General features: G+C 34.8%; 15 protein-coding genes. 12 read left to right on the top strand and 3 right to left on the bottom strand.

Features of this window, described 5'->3' with window-relative positions:
* Nucleotides 1-140: 140 nt before the first annotated feature.
* The 3 genes from BLV68_RS01600 (at nt 141) to BLV68_RS01590 (ending at nt 3,393) form a co-directional block, all read left to right on the top strand.
* Entirely contained in the window at nt 141-2,042 is a 1,902-nt protein-coding gene (locus BLV68_RS01600; RefSeq protein WP_093750181.1) for an aldehyde ferredoxin oxidoreductase family protein, read from the top strand.
* Between the two features lie 12 nt (nt 2,043-2,054).
* On the top strand, nt 2,055-2,303 hold the full coding sequence (locus tag BLV68_RS01595; protein WP_159428577.1) for a MoaD/ThiS family protein: 249 nt from the start codon (nt 2,055-2,057) through the stop codon (nt 2,301-2,303).
* A 154-nt stretch (nt 2,304-2,457) separates the two neighbouring features.
* Nucleotides 2,458-3,393, top strand: a complete 936-nt coding sequence (locus BLV68_RS01590; RefSeq protein ID WP_093750177.1) for a ring-cleaving dioxygenase — start codon at nt 2,458-2,460, stop codon at nt 3,391-3,393.
* A gap of 20 nt (nt 3,394-3,413) precedes the next feature.
* On the opposite strand, the gene BLV68_RS01585 is transcribed toward BLV68_RS01590, so the two are convergent.
* Complete coding sequence (locus BLV68_RS01585) at nt 3,414-4,979, bottom strand: FAD-dependent oxidoreductase (RefSeq protein ID WP_093750175.1); 1,566 nt, start codon at nt 4,977-4,979, stop codon at nt 3,414-3,416.
* A gap of 165 nt (nt 4,980-5,144) precedes the next feature.
* Here BLV68_RS01585 and BLV68_RS01580 point away from each other — a divergent pair, with 165 nt between their 5' ends.
* The 5 genes from BLV68_RS01580 to BLV68_RS01560 all read left to right on the top strand — a co-directional run bounded on the left by BLV68_RS01580 (nt 5,145) and on the right by BLV68_RS01560 (nt 9,026).
* Nucleotides 5,145-5,417 (top strand): hypothetical protein, encoded by a 273-nt coding sequence (locus BLV68_RS01580; RefSeq protein ID WP_093750173.1) that lies wholly within the window; start codon nt 5,145-5,147, stop codon nt 5,415-5,417.
* A 124-nt stretch (nt 5,418-5,541) separates the two neighbouring features.
* Entirely contained in the window at nt 5,542-5,961 is a 420-nt protein-coding gene (locus BLV68_RS01575) for a PPC domain-containing DNA-binding protein (protein WP_093750411.1), read from the top strand.
* 157 nt (nt 5,962-6,118) lie between these two features.
* Nucleotides 6,119-7,066, top strand: coding sequence for a nucleoside hydrolase (locus BLV68_RS01570; RefSeq protein ID WP_093750171.1), 948 nt, complete (start codon nt 6,119-6,121; stop codon nt 7,064-7,066).
* A gap of 87 nt (nt 7,067-7,153) precedes the next feature.
* The gene (rbsK, locus tag BLV68_RS01565) at nt 7,154-8,029 is read left to right on the top strand and encodes a ribokinase (RefSeq protein ID WP_093750169.1); all 876 of its coding nucleotides are present in this window, start codon (nt 7,154-7,156) and stop codon (nt 8,027-8,029) included.
* Between the two features lie 40 nt (nt 8,030-8,069).
* On the top strand, nt 8,070-9,026 hold the full coding sequence (locus tag BLV68_RS01560; RefSeq protein WP_093750167.1) for a ribonuclease Z: 957 nt from the start codon (nt 8,070-8,072) through the stop codon (nt 9,024-9,026).
* A 48-nt stretch (nt 9,027-9,074) separates the two neighbouring features.
* On the opposite strand, the gene BLV68_RS01555 is transcribed toward BLV68_RS01560, so the two are convergent.
* Complete coding sequence (locus BLV68_RS01555; protein WP_093750165.1) at nt 9,075-10,745, bottom strand: phosphoenolpyruvate carboxykinase (ATP); 1,671 nt, start codon at nt 10,743-10,745, stop codon at nt 9,075-9,077.
* A gap of 296 nt (nt 10,746-11,041) precedes the next feature.
* On the opposite strand from BLV68_RS01555, the gene BLV68_RS01550 reads away from it, so the two are divergent.
* The 4 genes from BLV68_RS01550 to BLV68_RS01535 all read left to right on the top strand — a co-directional run bounded on the left by BLV68_RS01550 (nt 11,042) and on the right by BLV68_RS01535 (nt 14,723).
* A complete protein-coding gene (locus tag BLV68_RS01550; RefSeq protein ID WP_093750163.1) occupies nt 11,042-11,611 on the top strand; it encodes a DUF4342 domain-containing protein in 570 nt (189 codons plus the stop codon).
* Nucleotides 11,589-12,272 (top strand): response regulator transcription factor, encoded by a 684-nt coding sequence (locus BLV68_RS01545; protein ID WP_200773592.1) that lies wholly within the window; start codon nt 11,589-11,591, stop codon nt 12,270-12,272. Before BLV68_RS01550 ends, BLV68_RS01545 begins: the two co-directional genes overlap by 23 nt.
* Nucleotides 12,265-13,752 (top strand): sensor histidine kinase, encoded by a 1,488-nt coding sequence (locus BLV68_RS01540; RefSeq protein WP_093750161.1) that lies wholly within the window; start codon nt 12,265-12,267, stop codon nt 13,750-13,752. The genes BLV68_RS01545 and BLV68_RS01540 overlap by 8 nt, the downstream gene beginning before the upstream one ends.
* Nucleotides 13,753-13,880: 128 nt before the next feature.
* Nucleotides 13,881-14,723: a serine hydrolase gene (locus BLV68_RS01535; protein WP_093750159.1), complete on the top strand. Its 843-nt coding sequence runs from the start codon at nt 13,881-13,883 to the stop codon at nt 14,721-14,723.
* A gap of 48 nt (nt 14,724-14,771) precedes the next feature.
* Here the strand turns inward: BLV68_RS01535 and BLV68_RS01530 are convergent, their stop codons facing one another.
* Nucleotides 14,772-15,656, bottom strand: a complete 885-nt coding sequence (locus BLV68_RS01530; protein WP_200773591.1) for a foldase protein PrsA — start codon at nt 15,654-15,656, stop codon at nt 14,772-14,774.
* Nucleotides 15,657-15,736 lie beyond the last annotated feature (80 nt).

Below are 15,736 nucleotides of genomic sequence, written 5' to 3'. Positions count from 1 at the left end.
GCTTAGTTTTATTTTATAAAGAATTTTAAGATGCTTCTATTTGCATTTTAATTTTCACACATTAAAGTTAGAAGGACTTATATTTAATTAGACATTAATGTATTGTATAATGATGTTAAATAGGAAATAGGAGGAATTCGATGACTAAATATGGTGGGTACATGGGAAAGGTTTTGATAATAGATGTAAAAAATAGAACTACCAGCCTCTATCCTTGGTCGGATGGTGAAAGGGAAGATTATCTAGGTGGAAAGATAATGGCAGCTAAGATAATCAAAGATAATGTAGGGTCTAATGTCCAAGCCTTTGATGAAGAAAATATTTTGGTAATAAGTACAGGTCCATTGACTGGTACAAATGCTCCTGCTTCCAGTAGGTTTAATATATCCACTATTTCTCCTTTAACGGGATTACTTACTTCTTCAAATTGCGGTGGTAATTTTGGAATACATTTAAAAAGAGCAGGATATGATGCTTTGATAATAAAGAATAAATCTGAATCGCCTATATGGATAGAGATTACCGAGGATGAGGTTTTATTCCATGATGCAAAGGATTTATGGGGGAAGATGGTAGGGCAAACACAAGAAGCCTTAGATCCAAAGGCTGGAAAAGTAGTTATTGGCCCTGCAGGAGAGAATTTAATAAAGTATGCTAGCATATTCAGCGGGGAAAGGACTGCTGGTAGAGGCGGAATAGGAGCAGTTATGGGGGATAAGAATATCAAGGCCATAACTGCTAAGGGTAATTTAAAACCTAAGATTAATAACGTAGAAGGAACTAAAGAATTCTATAGGAAATGGATAGAACTATTAAAAAACCATCCCTTAACAGGAGAGCAATTACCCACCTTTGGTACAGCTGGATTAATTAGTTTGATGCAGCATAGAAATGTACTGACCACTAAGAACTTTAAATATGGGAACTACCATGACTTTGACAAAATATCTGGAGAAAGGCTGAGGAAGGATTTCTTAGTAAGAAACAGAGGTTGTATAACATGCCCAATACAATGCGGTCGTCAAGTAGAAGTTGACGGTAGGATAGTAAAAGGACCGGAACTGGAAACTCTAGCCCTTTTGGGTTCTAATCTATTGAATAATGATTTACAACTCATATTGAGGTGGAATTTAGAACTAGATGAGCTTGGAATGGATACCATAAGTACAGGAGGAACTATTGCTTTCGCTATGGAATTAAATGAAAAGGGACTATGGGAAAATGGTTTGGAGTTTGGGAAAACGGGGAATTTATCCGATATATTCAAAGATATAGCTTATAGAAGGGGAATAGGAAATGAATTAGCAGAAGGGACTAGGTATCTTTCCAATAAATATGGTGGTGCTGAATTTGCCATGCATTCTAAGGGAATGGAGCTTTCAGCTTATGAGCCTAGGTCTGCTGTAGGTCAAGGATTAGGGTATGCTGTATCCAATAGGGGAGGCTGTCATTTGAATGCTGGATATCTAGTCCTTTTTGAAGGATTAGGCCTTTCTATAGACCCCTATACCACTAAATCAAAAGCGGAGCTTACCGTTTTGACCCAGAATTTAATGGAGGCTATTTCTTCAGCAGGAAACTGTCTATTTACGCTTTATTCAATGTTGCCAAAATACCTAGTTAAAAATCCCAATAGCAGGATTACCAGATTAACAAATAGATTTTTGACTACCAGTTTAAGTGCAAATATAATAAAATTTGTTAATAAAGCGGATAAAAGGCTATTGCCTATTAAATATTCTCCTATACCTCAAATAAAGGCCATTGAGTTGGTAACGGGAATGAAGATGAGTCTTGGGAAATTACTAGATATAGGCGATAGAGGGTATAATTTGGAACGGATATATAATGTAGAGAGGGGAATAAGGTCAAAGGACGATTCATTGCCAGATAGGCTTACAAAAGTTAAACAGAAAGAAGATGAGACCAATAGTTATGTCCCATTAGATGAGTTAAAGGAAAGGTATTATAGGCTAAGGGGATGGGACCAAGATGGAATTCCTACACAATCTAAATTGGAAAAATTAAAGCTGATAGAATAAAGGATGATTTTAATGGCTAAAATTAAGTTGTTTGGTATCCTCAGTACTAAAGTAGCATTGGATGAATTGATAATAGAAGCGGATAATATCGAGGAATTATTGATTAAACTATCTGTAATGGAATCTAATTTAAATATGGAGGAATTGAAAAGGAGCCTGATTTTTGTAAACAATAAAAATATTATAGAGTTGAATATGTTTAAAACTAAGATAGGTCCTAACGATAACGTTAGCATTTTGTCGCCTATTGCTGGAGGATAAGCTCTATCTGGGGATACTTTAAGAAGATTACTCTTGGGTTGCTTACGCAGTTAATATTATGGTTACCAAAGAGTGGCCTTATTTGATTAGATTATATTATTTAGTGGTAAGTATATAATAAAGGTATGAATGTAGATTTAAGGAGTTGAAAATAATGTCAAATAAACTTACTGGGATACACCATATTACAGCTATAGTGGGATATCCTCAGGAAAATATAGACTTTTATACTGAAGTATTAGGCTTGAGGTTAATCAAAAAGACGGTAAACTTCGATGACCCATATACTTACCATTTTTATTATGGAGATAAGGAAGGAAAACCAGGAACAGCTATTACCTTTTTTCCCCATACCAATGGCAGGAAGGGTATATTAGGCGGTGGGCAGGTATCTACTACCTCTTATGCAGTTCCAACAGGTTCTATAGATTTCTGGGAAGAGAGACTTAAGAAATTTAACATAATCTATGTAAAGGGAGAGAAATTTGGTGAAGAATATGTTCAATTTGAAGACCCTCATGGCCTACAATTAGAGCTTGTTTTTACCGACAGTGGAGAAGAAAGCAAATGGGAATTTAACGGTATAGCCTCCCATTCGGCCATTAAGGGATTTGCTGGAGCAACTCTTCGGTCCTTATTTCCAGAAAAAACGAAGGATATAATGGAGAATGTTCTAAAATTTGAAAAGGTAGATGAGAGATTGGATGTAATCAGGTATAAATCTACAGCTTCTATTGGGAATATAATAGATTTAAAAACCACTCCCATGGGTTTGGGGAAAATGGGTATTGGAACGGTACACCATATTGCCCTAAGGGTTAAAGATGAGAATGAGCTGATAGAGTGGAGTAATATGTTGAAGGAAAGAGGATTTATAGTCAGCCCTGTTAGGGATAGGAAATATTTTAAATCCATATATTTTAGGGAGAAAGGCGGAAATCTATTTGAAATAGCTACTGATGGGCCAGGATTTACAGTAGATGAGCCAGTAGGGGAATTGGGGAAAAATTTAAAGCTGCCAAGCCAATACGAATCCATTAGGGATGAAATAGAGAAGAAGTTACCCCCTATTAATGTAAAGGAATTCTAAAAGAGTTCCTTCTCTTTTGCTTAAAAATCGTCCTTTATCAACTTTTCTAGGGTGTTTACATTATTGCCTGCCCTTAATGGTTTAACTGCAGGACCTTCAATTATTTCTCCTTCATAGGTAAATCTTGAACCGTGGCAGGGACAATCCCAAGATTTTTCTGCAGAGTTCCAGTTTAGTTCACAGCCCATGTGTGGACAGGTAGTATTTACTAAGTGAAGGGTTCCCTCTTCAGTTTTATAAGCTCCAATCCTTTCACCCTCTAATTTTAAAACCTTGCCTTCCCCGGGTTTAATATCTATATCATCAGTTAAAGGGGATAGTTTCCCACTTAATAAATAGGCTGCTACATTTAAGTTTTCTACCAGAAAGTTTTTGGCTGATGCAATAATATTTTTCCGAGATGGATTATAAACTTCTTGCCATTTGCTTTTTCCTTCTACTATTAAATCTCTAATAATCATTGCAGAAGCCACGCTATTGGTCATACCCCATTGTTGAAATCCGGTAGCAACATACATATTAGGGGTATCTGCTGTAAAATGTCCAATATAAGGCATTCCATCTAAAGTTATATAGTCTTGAGTAGACCATTTGTAAGGAATATCCTCTACTGTGAACGTATTATTGGCAAAATCTATTAATTCATCATAGTGCTTATCCGTATTTTCTTCTTGACCTGTAGTATGATTAGATCCAACTACTAAAATTAGTTCACCATCTTTCGTATTCTGACAGCGAAGGGAACGGGTGGGAGTCTCTGCATTGATATACATTCCCCAAGGATACTCTTCCTTAGCTTTAATTCCTACTATATAGGATCTAATGGGAAAAAGCCTAGCAAAGTACATACCTCGCTTATTATAAAAGGGATATTGGGATGCAATTATAACCCTTTTTGCCTTTACTCTATTTCCTTTTTCAGTAGTAATTATATATTTATCATTTTCTTCTATATTAACTGCTCTAGTTTTTTCATAAATGCTGACTCCTTTATTGTGAAGAATTTCAGTTAAGGCTAATACATATTTCCTTGGATGGAATTGAGCTTGGTCATCAAAGCGTATAGCAGCTTTAATGGGTATGGGAAAGGGTATTTTATCGATGAAAGAAGCTTTAATACCCAATTCCGATACAGTTTTTACCTCATCTTCAATCTTCTTTACATATTTTTCATCCTGCGTGAAAACAAAAGCAGGTTGGGATATAAAATCGCACTGAATATTGTTTTCTTCAATAATGCCTTTAATTTTATTTATTGCTCTTTCGTTGATTTCAGCATATTGGCGAGCTAATTCTATACCCATTTTGGTTTTGATTTTATTGTATATTAGTCCATGTTGGGATGTGATCTTAGCTGTAGTATGGGCTGTAGTCCCTTGGCAAATCCTATCGGATTCTAAAATTGCAATTTTAAACTTTTCCTTTTCCAAAAGATAGGCACAGGATATACCTGCTAATCCACCGCCTATAATGGCTATATCTACCTCTATATCCTCTTGCAAAGGAGGATATTCAGTGGTAGGGGTAGAGGCAAGCCAATAGGATTTTGGCAAGTCTTGAATGTTGTTTTGATTATTAATATCCATGAAAATCCCTCCAACAAATCAATATAAGTCTATTTTTACCATTATAGCTTAAAATATTCCAAGTATAGAGCTTTATAATTTTTTTTAAATATATTTAGAAAGTATAAACATAAATATCTGTAAAAGTGAGAATATAATATAAAATGTTTTTTAGGAGGGTGTTAAATGAATTTTGACAATATTATAGAAAGAAGGATGGTGGATGACGGAAAACATAATCTAGTTTTAGAAATTTCTGCAGATGAATATAAAAAGGATTATGATGAGTACAACAAAGATTACGCCTTGAATATTTTAGAAAGGCATTTAGAATATAGGGGAGATGATGGAAAACCTGTAGATGTAGACATTAGCTATGATGGAGAAAGTAATATTGTACGGATTTATGCAAAGGTTGAATATTTAGGAAATGACCATACCACCTATAGATTTCGTTGATTAAAGACATTCCTTGAGAGTGTCTTTTTTTAATGAAATTTTTTGATATGATATAATAGAGGATATATTGGGAAGAAAATATATAGGACTTTATAATAAAATTATTACAAAGGAAGGGATGAATATGGATTATAAGAGATTTGGAAGTAAATATGTACTTAGATTGGATAAAGGAGAAGAGATAGTAGAATCTATCAAGACTTTATGTAGCAAAGAGGGAATTAAACTTGCTTCTGTTACTGGTATTGGAGCTACAAATAGGGCAGTAGTAGGCTTGTTTGAAACTAGTACCAAGAAATATCACTCCAAGGAATTAACAGGAGACATGGAAATCACAAGCCTAACAGGTAATGTTAGCCAAATGGGAGGAGAGGTTTATCTGCATCTTCATGTTACCCTAGCTGATCCTAGTTATAATGCATATGGAGGCCACTTAACTTCAGCAGTAATTAGTGCTACAGGCGAAATAATAATAGATACAATAGACGGAGAAGTAGACAGGGAATTTAATGAAGAAGTGGGGTTAAATCTTTTTAAGTTTTAGTTTAATGATTAAATTAATAACTTGTAATTGATTACAGTATTTTAGCTGTAATCGATTACAAGTTTATATTTTTCAGCCCTTTTCGAGGGGTAGAAAATGGATAAACTTATATTATAATGTTTGTTAAGGGTATTATAATTTATAGAGGAGGTAGAATATGACAAAGAAAAATATTATCATAGATTGCGACCCAGGTCATGATGATGTGATGGCTATATTACTTGCTTTAGCAAATCAGGACAAGTTTAATATTTTGGGAGTTACCACTGTGGCTGGAAACCAAACCTTGGAAAGGGTAACTTTAAACCTTCGTAAGCTTTATACTTATTTGGGAATATCTACACCAGCAGCAAGTGGAGCAGCAAAACCTATTATTAGGGAATTAACAACAGGAAAAGAAGTTCATGGAGAAACTGGATTAGATGGTTGGGATTTTCCAGAACCTACCTTCCAACTAGACTCTACCAATGCAATGACCTTTATGTACGAAAAGATAATGAATTTGGAGGATAAGGTAATTTTAGTTCCAACAGGGCCTCTTACAAATATTGGCTTATTATTCTCTGCTTTTCCAGAGATAAAGGAAAAGGTGGAAGCAATATCCTTAATGGGGGGCTCTATATATTCTGGGAATTATACTCCTAATGCTGAATTTAACATATATGTAGACCCGGAAGCAGCTAAGATAGTATTCAATTCAGGCATTCCAATCATAATGAGTGGATTAGAAGTGACCCATAAAGCTGCTATTACCGATGAAGAAATTGAAAAATTGAGGGCTATGGATGGAAGGATATCTAAAATGTGCGGAGAACTTTTACATTTTTATACTAGATACCATCGTAGGGAAGGTTATTCTTCCTATCCATTACATGATGTTTGCAGCATAATGTATTTATTACATCCTGAAATATTTGAATACAAGGATTTACAAGTTTATATAGATACTTCAGACGGGCCTAGTAGGGGTAAGACTTTCGCTGATCTTAGGGAATGGGTAAAATACGAAAGGCCTAATGCAAGAGTTTTACTCAATATTGATAGAGAGAGATTTATTGATATACTTTTCGAGGGGTTTAAAAAGCTAGATGAAATATGTAAATAGCAGAAACAAGGGCTAAGTAAAATTATATTGAGGATTAGTATAGAAAGCCTAAAAAATATTTAGTACTTAAATGAAAGGAAAATGCCTATGTTTGATATTTTAGTTATAGGGAGTATAAATGCTGATTTGGTTTTTATATCTGATATAAGGCCAAAAGCAGGTGAAACTGTAATGGGTAAAGACTTTAAGGTTCTTCCAGGGGGCAAAGGAGCAAACCAAGCCATAGCTGCAGCAAGGCTAGGTAAAAAGGTGGGTTTTATTGGCTGTGTTGGAAATGATGATAATGGGAAGAAGTTGATAGAAAACTTGAGGGGGAATAACGTTGAAACCCAATATATTCAAATAGTAGATGATGTTCCTACCGGAGTGGCAAATATAGTGGTTGCTGAAGAAGATAATAGTATAATTGTAATACCTGGTGCAAATTATTCTATTTCAAAAGATATGATAGATAAAAATATGGATATATTATTAAATTCTAAACTTATACTGCTTCAAAATGAGATTCCCATGGAAGTTATTGAACACATTATAGATTTATGCTTTGGGAAAGATATTAAGGTCATTTTAAATCCAGCTCCTGCAGTTAAGCTTAAGGAAAGCATTGTGAACAAGATAGATTATTTAACGCCTAATGAACATGAATGTAAGATAGCCTTTGGTAACCCCAATACAGATGGGTTACTAACTAAGTATCCGAACAAATTGATTGTTACAGTGGGAGATAAAGGCGTTTTATACCACGATGGAAATAAAAAAGTTAATATACCAGCCTTTAAGGTAGATGTGGTAGATACAACTGGTGCAGGAGATTCTTTTAATGGTGCTTTTGCTGTAGCAATTGTAGAAGGTAATAGTTTATATGAAAGCTTGTTATTTGCAAATAAGGCAGCTGCCATATCGGTAACTAAAATTGGTGCACAAGAGGGAATGCCCTATTTAGAGGATTTGAAGGGACTGTAGTAAATATTTACATAAGGGAATTAATTAAAAGGAGAAGAACATGTTAGATTTAGCTTTATTGGGGACGGGAGGAAGTATGCCCATACCGGAAAGGTTTTTGTCCTCCTTATTAATAAAATATAAAGGGAGTAAGATTTTAGTTGATTGTGGAGAAGGGACGCAGGTCTCTCTCAGACTTTTAAAATGGGGTTTTAAATCTATTGATATGATATTGATAACCCATTGGCATGGAGACCATATATTAGGATTGCCAGGCCTTCTTACGACTATTGGGAATTCTGGAAGAAGGGCACCTATGATGATAATAGGACCACAGGGCATAAAGAAGATAATAGAAGGATTATTGGCTTCCCTTTCCTACCTTCCCTATTCCATCCATCTAGTAGAGGTTTCAGAGATTTCCATTGTGGTAAGTTTTAACAAGCATGGTTTGGAGATAAAAGAGGCAGATGAGTCTAGCCAATCCTATGGAGATCTAATAATTTCCACTTTAGAATTAGACCATTCATCACCCTGCATAGGCTACAGTTTCTATGTACCTAGGAGGCCTAAATTTAACCCTGAAAAAGCCATATCCAATGGGGTGCCTAAGAATCTGTGGAAAAGACTTCAGCAAGGGGAAACAGTGATATATGAAGGAATGACTATAAAGCCTTCCATGGTATTGGATGATAATAGAGAGGGAATTAAGTTGAGCTTTATTACGGATACAAGGCCCATAGATACAATACCAGATTTCATAGAGGGCAGCCAATTATTTATTTGCGAAGGGACCTATGGTGATGAACAAGATAGGGAACGGGCTATTAAAAATAAGCATATGCTGTTTTCTGAGGCAGCTAGACTAGCTTATGAGGGGAAAGTTAAGGAGCTTTTGTTAACCCATTTTAGTCCAGTTATGGAAGAGCCTGAAAAGCATATTGAAAATGCAAGGAGAGTTTTCCCCCAGACCACGATTGGTTACGATAGACTTACCATACAATTGAATTATCCCTAATGTATGGCAAGGGGTCAGACCCCTTGCCACTTTATAATTGAAAATATATCATTCACAATTTGCTGCATTTATGCTGCATAATTCTTTCTTCATATTATATAGAATATCTAAGGTTTCCTGAGCTAGTTCATCCCTCTTACCCTTGAGGGACTCTAGGAATTTTATTCGATAGTCTATACTGTTATTTAGCTTTTCTATATAATTTTCATCTTCCATATTTACTGGGAAACCTTCTATTTCAAGGTATTCTATATTTGAAAAGCTTCCCCATTGCTTGAATTCAGCTTTTCCTTCCACTATGAGCTCCAAAGCTTTTAATGTAACCTCTTTTGGTACCTTCTTGTCTAGGAAATGGCCTGTATTGAATATAAAGCAGTCTACATTTCTCTTTTCAAATAGCTCTTTAAACTTAGTATAATCATCCTTTAGCGGATAAGTGCGGAAGGGATTGGCATAGCATTCGATTACTAGGGCATCTTTATCCACATCACTAGTCAGCCTTTCTGCAGAGGTTCTTTTAGTTGCTAATGTAGCCCCCATTACAGCCGCTAAAGTCGGATTATTTATTTTTACTACAGGTGGCAGTGAAGGGTCTTTCATTAACCATACAATAGCATCTACTGGTTCTTCTATCTTGTCCACCCTATTATCAGCCCATAATTTTGATTTTATTGCACGACCATTGCCATTTCTAATATCTTCAGTTACTATTACACATTTACCATCTTCATCTAAAGTAGCCCCACAGTTTTGAACGGTGATGAGATACTTATTTGCTGAAGAATCCAAAGGATAATCCTGCGTCTTATCGAAATAGGAAGGTTCTAATGCAACGGAAGAACCGTTTTCTGTGGATATTATATAGGCGTCATCGTGTAATATGGTTATATCATATTTGCCATCATGTTTTTCATGGGTTATGGTAGACTTGCCAGAACCAGATAGGCCAAAGACTCCTACTGTATATTTATTCTTTCCATCTATATCGTACCTTTTTAATCCACCATGGCATGAGGCATAGCCATTTCTGTTGGCAATTCCCCAAGCTAAAGTGAGAGTTCCTTTTTTATGCTCACCGAAGTACTTCATACCTAATATACAAGCACAATTATGTTCAGGATCGAATATGGCTAGACCTAGCGGATGATTTACATCTTCCCAATCTGGTACAGATAATATGTAAATATCCCCTTCATCATTAAATTTAATGGATTCTTGATACATTTTGGCATATTTTTCATTTATATATTGAAAATTAAGCAGCCAGTTGTATAATGTATTTTCAAAGCCTTCAGGAATTAATAGATGGGATTTGACCATAAAATCCTTATCTAAACCTATTAAAGCTTCTGCATGGTACATCTTTCGAAATCTAGTGTTATAAACAGCCTCCCTAATTATTTCTGCATATTTAGAAGCATCGATATTAGGGTCTCCAATAATTCTTCTTGCTGCTGCAGTCCTACCAGTAACTCCACCATCATTGAATAGTAGAATTTTAGCATCTGCATCTAAACCTATTTCTTCAGGCCTATATACGGGCATATCGGTGACAATAGTGCCGGCAGAATCTTTAGCTAATTTATAGGCTTCTTTTAGGGTATTAATTTTTATCACATTATTTCCATAAAAAACAGTTTCCACAGTAGTTCTAATTGGAGAAAAGATGGGGTTATTTTTATTAATTTCTTTTCTTTTAAATTTTGAAATAGTTGCCATAGGAATACCTCCGTTATATAAAATTTATAATATTACACTTAAATATTCTAGCATAAATAATATTAAATACAAAGTATTAAATCAAATATACTTATATATTACATACAATATATTCTTTTCCTGCAGGGTTTTCATATTATGAATATTTTCATTCATTGAAAGTATAATTTCCATATGATATAATGGCAAAAATAAAAAAGTTTTTAAATTTTAATCGAATTTTAATCTTTTTTAAATTGTATTCAAAGCTTCTGTTGTTATAATGGAACCACATTAAATAACAGGAGGTTGTGTTTATGATTACTTTAGATCAAGTTGAAAAATTGAGAAAAAGAGCTAACGTTTCATATGATGAAGCAAAAAAGGCCTTGGAAGAAGCCAATGGAGACATACTTGAAGCACTAATTAATCTTGAAAAGCAAAACCGGGTGAAACCCCCTGAAGGTGGAGGTTATTACAGCTCAAAGGGCTCACAGGAGGACGGGAGTAAAGAGTATCAAACTAAAGGTGCTAAATCCAAAAATGAATATGGAGTTTCTTTTGGAGATTTAATAGGCAAATTTTTTAGATGGTGTGGTAATATAATAAATAGAGGGAATAGGAATCATTTTGAAGTAATCAAAGATGGCGAAAAGATTATGACCATACCTGTAACCGTGTTAGTAATCCTTGTAATGTTTACCTTCTGGATTACTATTCCAATCATCATACTAGGCCTATTCTTCGGGTATAGATATGTATTTACTGGTCCAGATTTAGGGAAAGAGAGTGTAAACCGTGCCATGAATTCAGTGGCTAATGCTGCTGAGAACCTTAAAAAGGAAGTAAAAGGTGAGGAATATAATGAGGAGAATTCTGATAATTGAGGATGAGGAGAAAATAGCACGTTTTATTGAATTAGAGCTTAAATACGAAGGCTATGAAGTGGAGAAGGCCTTCAATGGGAGAGATGGGCTGGAGATTGCAAAAAACCAGCCCTTTGATTTAATTCTATTAGATATAATGCTGCCGGGTATTAATGGAATTGAAGTTCTGAGGAGGATAAGGCAATTTTCCGATATACCAATAATACTACTTACAGCAAGAGATGCTGTTGTAGATAAAGTTACGGGATTAGACGGTGGTGCAGATGACTATATTACTAAGCCTTTTGCAATAGAGGAATTGTTGGCCAGAATTAGAGTTGCCCTTAGGAAAAGGAATCAAGTAAATCAATCCACCAATTCTACTCAACTGACAGTAGGGGATTTGCAACTGGATCCAATGAAAAGGGAGGTTTGGGTAAAAGGCAACTTAATACATTTAACTAAACGAGAATTTGACCTGTTGCATTATCTATTGAAAAATAAGAATATAGTATTGAGCAGAGAAAACATTCTGGAAGAGATATGGGGCTATGACTTTGCAGGAGATACCAATGCAGTGGATGTATATATAAGATATATTCGTGCCAAGATTGAAGAACCTTTTAGACTAAAGATAATACATACTGTACGGGGAGTGGGGTACGTAATTAAAGATGAGTAAAAGTAAATCTTCGACCAATTTAACTAATAAAATACGTTCATCGTTAGTTATTAAGCTAAATTTAGGAATGCTGGGAAGACTTTTTTCCGGATTTCTTGCAATTAATATACTGATTTTATTAATGGGTTTTATCATTACCTTATGGAAGGTAGAAGAGGGTGCTCAAGATATAATATATATTATTGAAGGGACTTCTGGTAATATAAAACAAATAAATCCTAGTAGTAACTATCAGGTAATATCAGGTGAAGAATTAAAAACAGGGATAAAGATTCCTGCCAGCCTGCAAAAACGATTACCTGGAGTAATAAAGGATGCAAAGCGAAGTATCCATATACCTGAAGCAAGTCAAGGACTGAATTTCCTTGAAAGAATGAGCTTAGTAAAATATATTATTGGATTGACCATAGATGGAGAACCTTATCAAATAGTTTATTCTTTAGGTCCTAGTTTAAAACTGTTCTTAATCCTATTCTCAGCGATACTGTCATTAGAGTTATTGATATTGATTGGAAATGTAGGAAAAGGCTTCAGGATGATAAGGAGGACTTTGAAGCCGTTAGAAGAGTTATCAGAAACGGCTAAGAGCCTTAATAAAGAAGTATCTTCCATGGGGAATGGAGCATATATTAAGGATTTGGCAGGGGTTATTAGTGAAATCGATGCAAATAAGTTGGATAGCCGTATATCTGTTGATAGTTCACAATCGGAGTTAAAGGATTTAGCTGCTGCAATAAACCAAATGTTAAATAGGATTCATGCTGCATATCAGTCACAAGTTAGGTTTGTTTCCGATGCTTCTCATGAATTAAGAACTCCTATATCCGTCATACAGGGGTATGCTAATCTTTTGGATAGATGGGGTAAAAAGGATGAAAAGACTTTGCAAGAGTCCATAGATGCAATTAAGACGGAAGCAGAAAATATGAAGGAATTAGTAGAAAAGCTGCTATTCCTTGCGAGAGGCGATAATGAAACTATCCAACTACACAAAGAAGTAATAGATGCCTCCGAACTAGTGGATGAAATAGTTAGAGAAGCCCAACTAATCGACAAAAGCCATGATTTTAAAATGGAACTAACTAGTCCTGCCTATATTAATGGGGATAGGCAGCTTCTAAAGCAAGCAATAAGAATATTGGTTGACAATAGCATGAAATATACTCCCAATGGAGAAAAAATAATGTTAAGGGTCTGTCCTAAGGATGGAAATATTCATATTACAGTACAGGATAATGGGATTGGAATTAATCCTGAAAACCTACCTCATATTTTTGACCGTTTTTATCGTTCTGACCAATCGAGGGCTAGGGAAACAGGTGGTTCTGGTTTAGGCCTGTCCATTGCTAAATGGATAGTAGAACGCCATGGTGCATATTTTGAAGTATTAAGTAGGGTTAACATAGGGACTAGAATAACCATCGTATTTCCGGCTGTTGAAGATGCTTCTAATAGTAGAAGCACTCACGAGCAAAACTAACCTCCTTTTAAGTTCCCTCTAAAACATATAGGCTAATGGGAGAGAATCAAAATTAATGACAAAAAATAAAGGAATTTTCATGTAATTGTCGAATTAGACATGGAACTAAATATTACTGGAGGGATAGAATGGATAAACTGTCTTTAGAAGCTAGAATTAATGCAGAGGTCTTTAATTTTAGCGGGAAACTTGGTTTTTATGCTAGTGATTTTAAGGGGAATATTATAGGGGTCAATTCTCAGGAAAAATTTGAGTCAGCCAGTTGCATCAAGGTATTTGTCCTAACAGAACTATATAGGCAAATACATGAAGGAAAGGTTAGCCGTAATGACCTATTAGAATATACTGAAGAGCATTTTGTAGTAGGAAGCGGAGTTTTAAGGGATTTAAGCTATGGTATTAAGTTGGATGCAAAGTCTATTGCTACCCTTATGATCATCGTCAGCGATAATGTGGCTACAAATATATTAATAGACCTGCTGGGAATTGATAATATAAATAATACCTGTCAGAATTTAGGATTTAAGGATACGGTTCTTCACAATAGAATCGACTTTAATAAGTACGATAAATTAGGAACTACCACTCCCAAAGATTATGGTTTATTCTTTGAAAAGCTGTATAAAAGGGAATTATGGAGCCAAGAGATTTCTCAGGAAATGATAGATATATTCAAAAGGCAGCATTACAATACCATCTTAACTAGAGAACTGCCTCAGTATTATTTGGATTCTGAAAACACTGGTGATGAAGAGCTTATCTCCATTGCTTCTAAGAGTGGAAGTATGGATGCTTGCAGAAATGACGGGGGCATAGTTTTTACTCCTTATGGTGGTTATGTAATATGTATATTTACAAAGGAGTTTAATGATAACCTTTATTACCAAGATCACGAATCCTATAGATTTGGGGCAAAAATAAGTAGACTGGTATTCGACCAGTATATTGGATTAAAGGGAAGATTTAGATAAAGACAAGGCAAGGGATTAACCCCTTGCCTTTCATATTATATTTGAATCTTATAGGAATGTTTGAATTTCATATTCTTCTAATTTTTCTTGCAACCAAGTATCATAAGTTTCTTGGAATCTTTCTTGGAATAATAGATCCTTTATTTCATCCTTGCTATTTTCAAAATCTGGTTCCTTTTCTTCCTTCCTATCTTCTACTTTAATGATATGGTAACCAAACTCAGTTTTTACAGGTTCACTGATTTCACCAATTCCCAAAGAAAAGGCTACTTCCTCAAATTCTTCTACCATCCTTCCTCTTCCGAAGAAGCCTAAGTCTCCACCTTGTTGACTATTGCTAAGATCTATTGAATAATCCTTTGCCAAGTCTTCAAACTTCTCTCCTTCATCTAGTTTTTTCTTTACTTCTAAAGCGGTTTCTTCACTATCTACTAATATATGGCGAGCCTTTACTTGTTCTTCCTGTCTAAAGGAATTCTTATTTTTTTCAAAGTATTGCTTCATTTCCTCTTCGGTTATAGGGATTCTGGACTCCAATAGCTTTTTAAGGTATAGATTCATCTCTATATCGTGTTCAAGTTCTTCTTCAGATATTCCATAGAGCTGAAGAGCTGATTTATAAGCTTCTTGCCCTCCCATGTTTTCAATCATCTTATTTTTTTGCTCATCGATTTCTTCCTTAGAAACTTTAATGTCTTCTTTTTCAGATTCTAAAAGGATGATTTTATTAATAATTAAAGCATCTAAGGCATTCTGACCATTAGCTTTTACTAAAAAATCGTATAATTCATCTTTAGTAATTTTTTCATCCCCGACTAGGGCAACCACATCATTATTATTAAAACTAAGTTTCAGAGTTACCAATACTCCTACCACCATTGCTAATGCTAAGAGTAATGCAATAATCTTTTTACTATTCATTTGTCCTTCCAATAGTCCTCCACCTTTCTAATTTCATCTCCTTAGATTATACCATATAGTTTTAATAAATAAATGATTTATTATCATTTTTT

It is taken from the genome of Tepidimicrobium xylanilyticum (assembly GCF_900106765.1).
GTDB lineage: Bacteria > Bacillota > Clostridia > Tissierellales > Tepidimicrobiaceae > Tepidimicrobium > Tepidimicrobium xylanilyticum.
This window is presented reverse-complemented; position numbering and strand designations above follow the sequence as displayed.

What these genes read in the sequence shown, in the direction of transcription:
- BLV68_RS01600 (WP_093750181.1), top strand. Translation starts at nt 141, where the DNA reads ATGACTAAATATGGTGGGTACATGGGAAAGGTTTTGATAATAGATGTA.
- BLV68_RS01595 (WP_159428577.1), top strand. Translation starts at nt 2,055, where the DNA reads ATGGCTAAAATTAAGTTGTTTGGTATCCTCAGTACTAAAGTAGCATTG.
- BLV68_RS01590 (WP_093750177.1), top strand. Translation starts at nt 2,458, where the DNA reads ATGTCAAATAAACTTACTGGGATACACCATATTACAGCTATAGTGGGA.
- BLV68_RS01585 (WP_093750175.1), bottom strand. Translation starts at nt 4,979, where the DNA reads ATGGATATTAATAATCAAAACAACATTCAAGACTTGCCAAAATCCTAT.
- BLV68_RS01580 (WP_093750173.1), top strand. Translation starts at nt 5,145, where the DNA reads ATGAATTTTGACAATATTATAGAAAGAAGGATGGTGGATGACGGAAAA.
- BLV68_RS01575 (WP_093750411.1), top strand. Translation starts at nt 5,542, where the DNA reads ATGGATTATAAGAGATTTGGAAGTAAATATGTACTTAGATTGGATAAA.
- BLV68_RS01570 (WP_093750171.1), top strand. Translation starts at nt 6,119, where the DNA reads ATGACAAAGAAAAATATTATCATAGATTGCGACCCAGGTCATGATGAT.
- rbsK (WP_093750169.1), top strand. Translation starts at nt 7,154, where the DNA reads ATGTTTGATATTTTAGTTATAGGGAGTATAAATGCTGATTTGGTTTTT.
- BLV68_RS01560 (WP_093750167.1), top strand. Translation starts at nt 8,070, where the DNA reads ATGTTAGATTTAGCTTTATTGGGGACGGGAGGAAGTATGCCCATACCG.
- BLV68_RS01555 (WP_093750165.1), bottom strand. Translation starts at nt 10,745, where the DNA reads ATGGCAACTATTTCAAAATTTAAAAGAAAAGAAATTAATAAAAATAAC.
- BLV68_RS01550 (WP_093750163.1), top strand. Translation starts at nt 11,042, where the DNA reads ATGATTACTTTAGATCAAGTTGAAAAATTGAGAAAAAGAGCTAACGTT.
- BLV68_RS01545 (WP_200773592.1), top strand. Translation starts at nt 11,589, where the DNA reads ATGAGGAGAATTCTGATAATTGAGGATGAGGAGAAAATAGCACGTTTT.
- BLV68_RS01540 (WP_093750161.1), top strand. Translation starts at nt 12,265, where the DNA reads ATGAGTAAAAGTAAATCTTCGACCAATTTAACTAATAAAATACGTTCA.
- BLV68_RS01535 (WP_093750159.1), top strand. Translation starts at nt 13,881, where the DNA reads ATGGATAAACTGTCTTTAGAAGCTAGAATTAATGCAGAGGTCTTTAAT.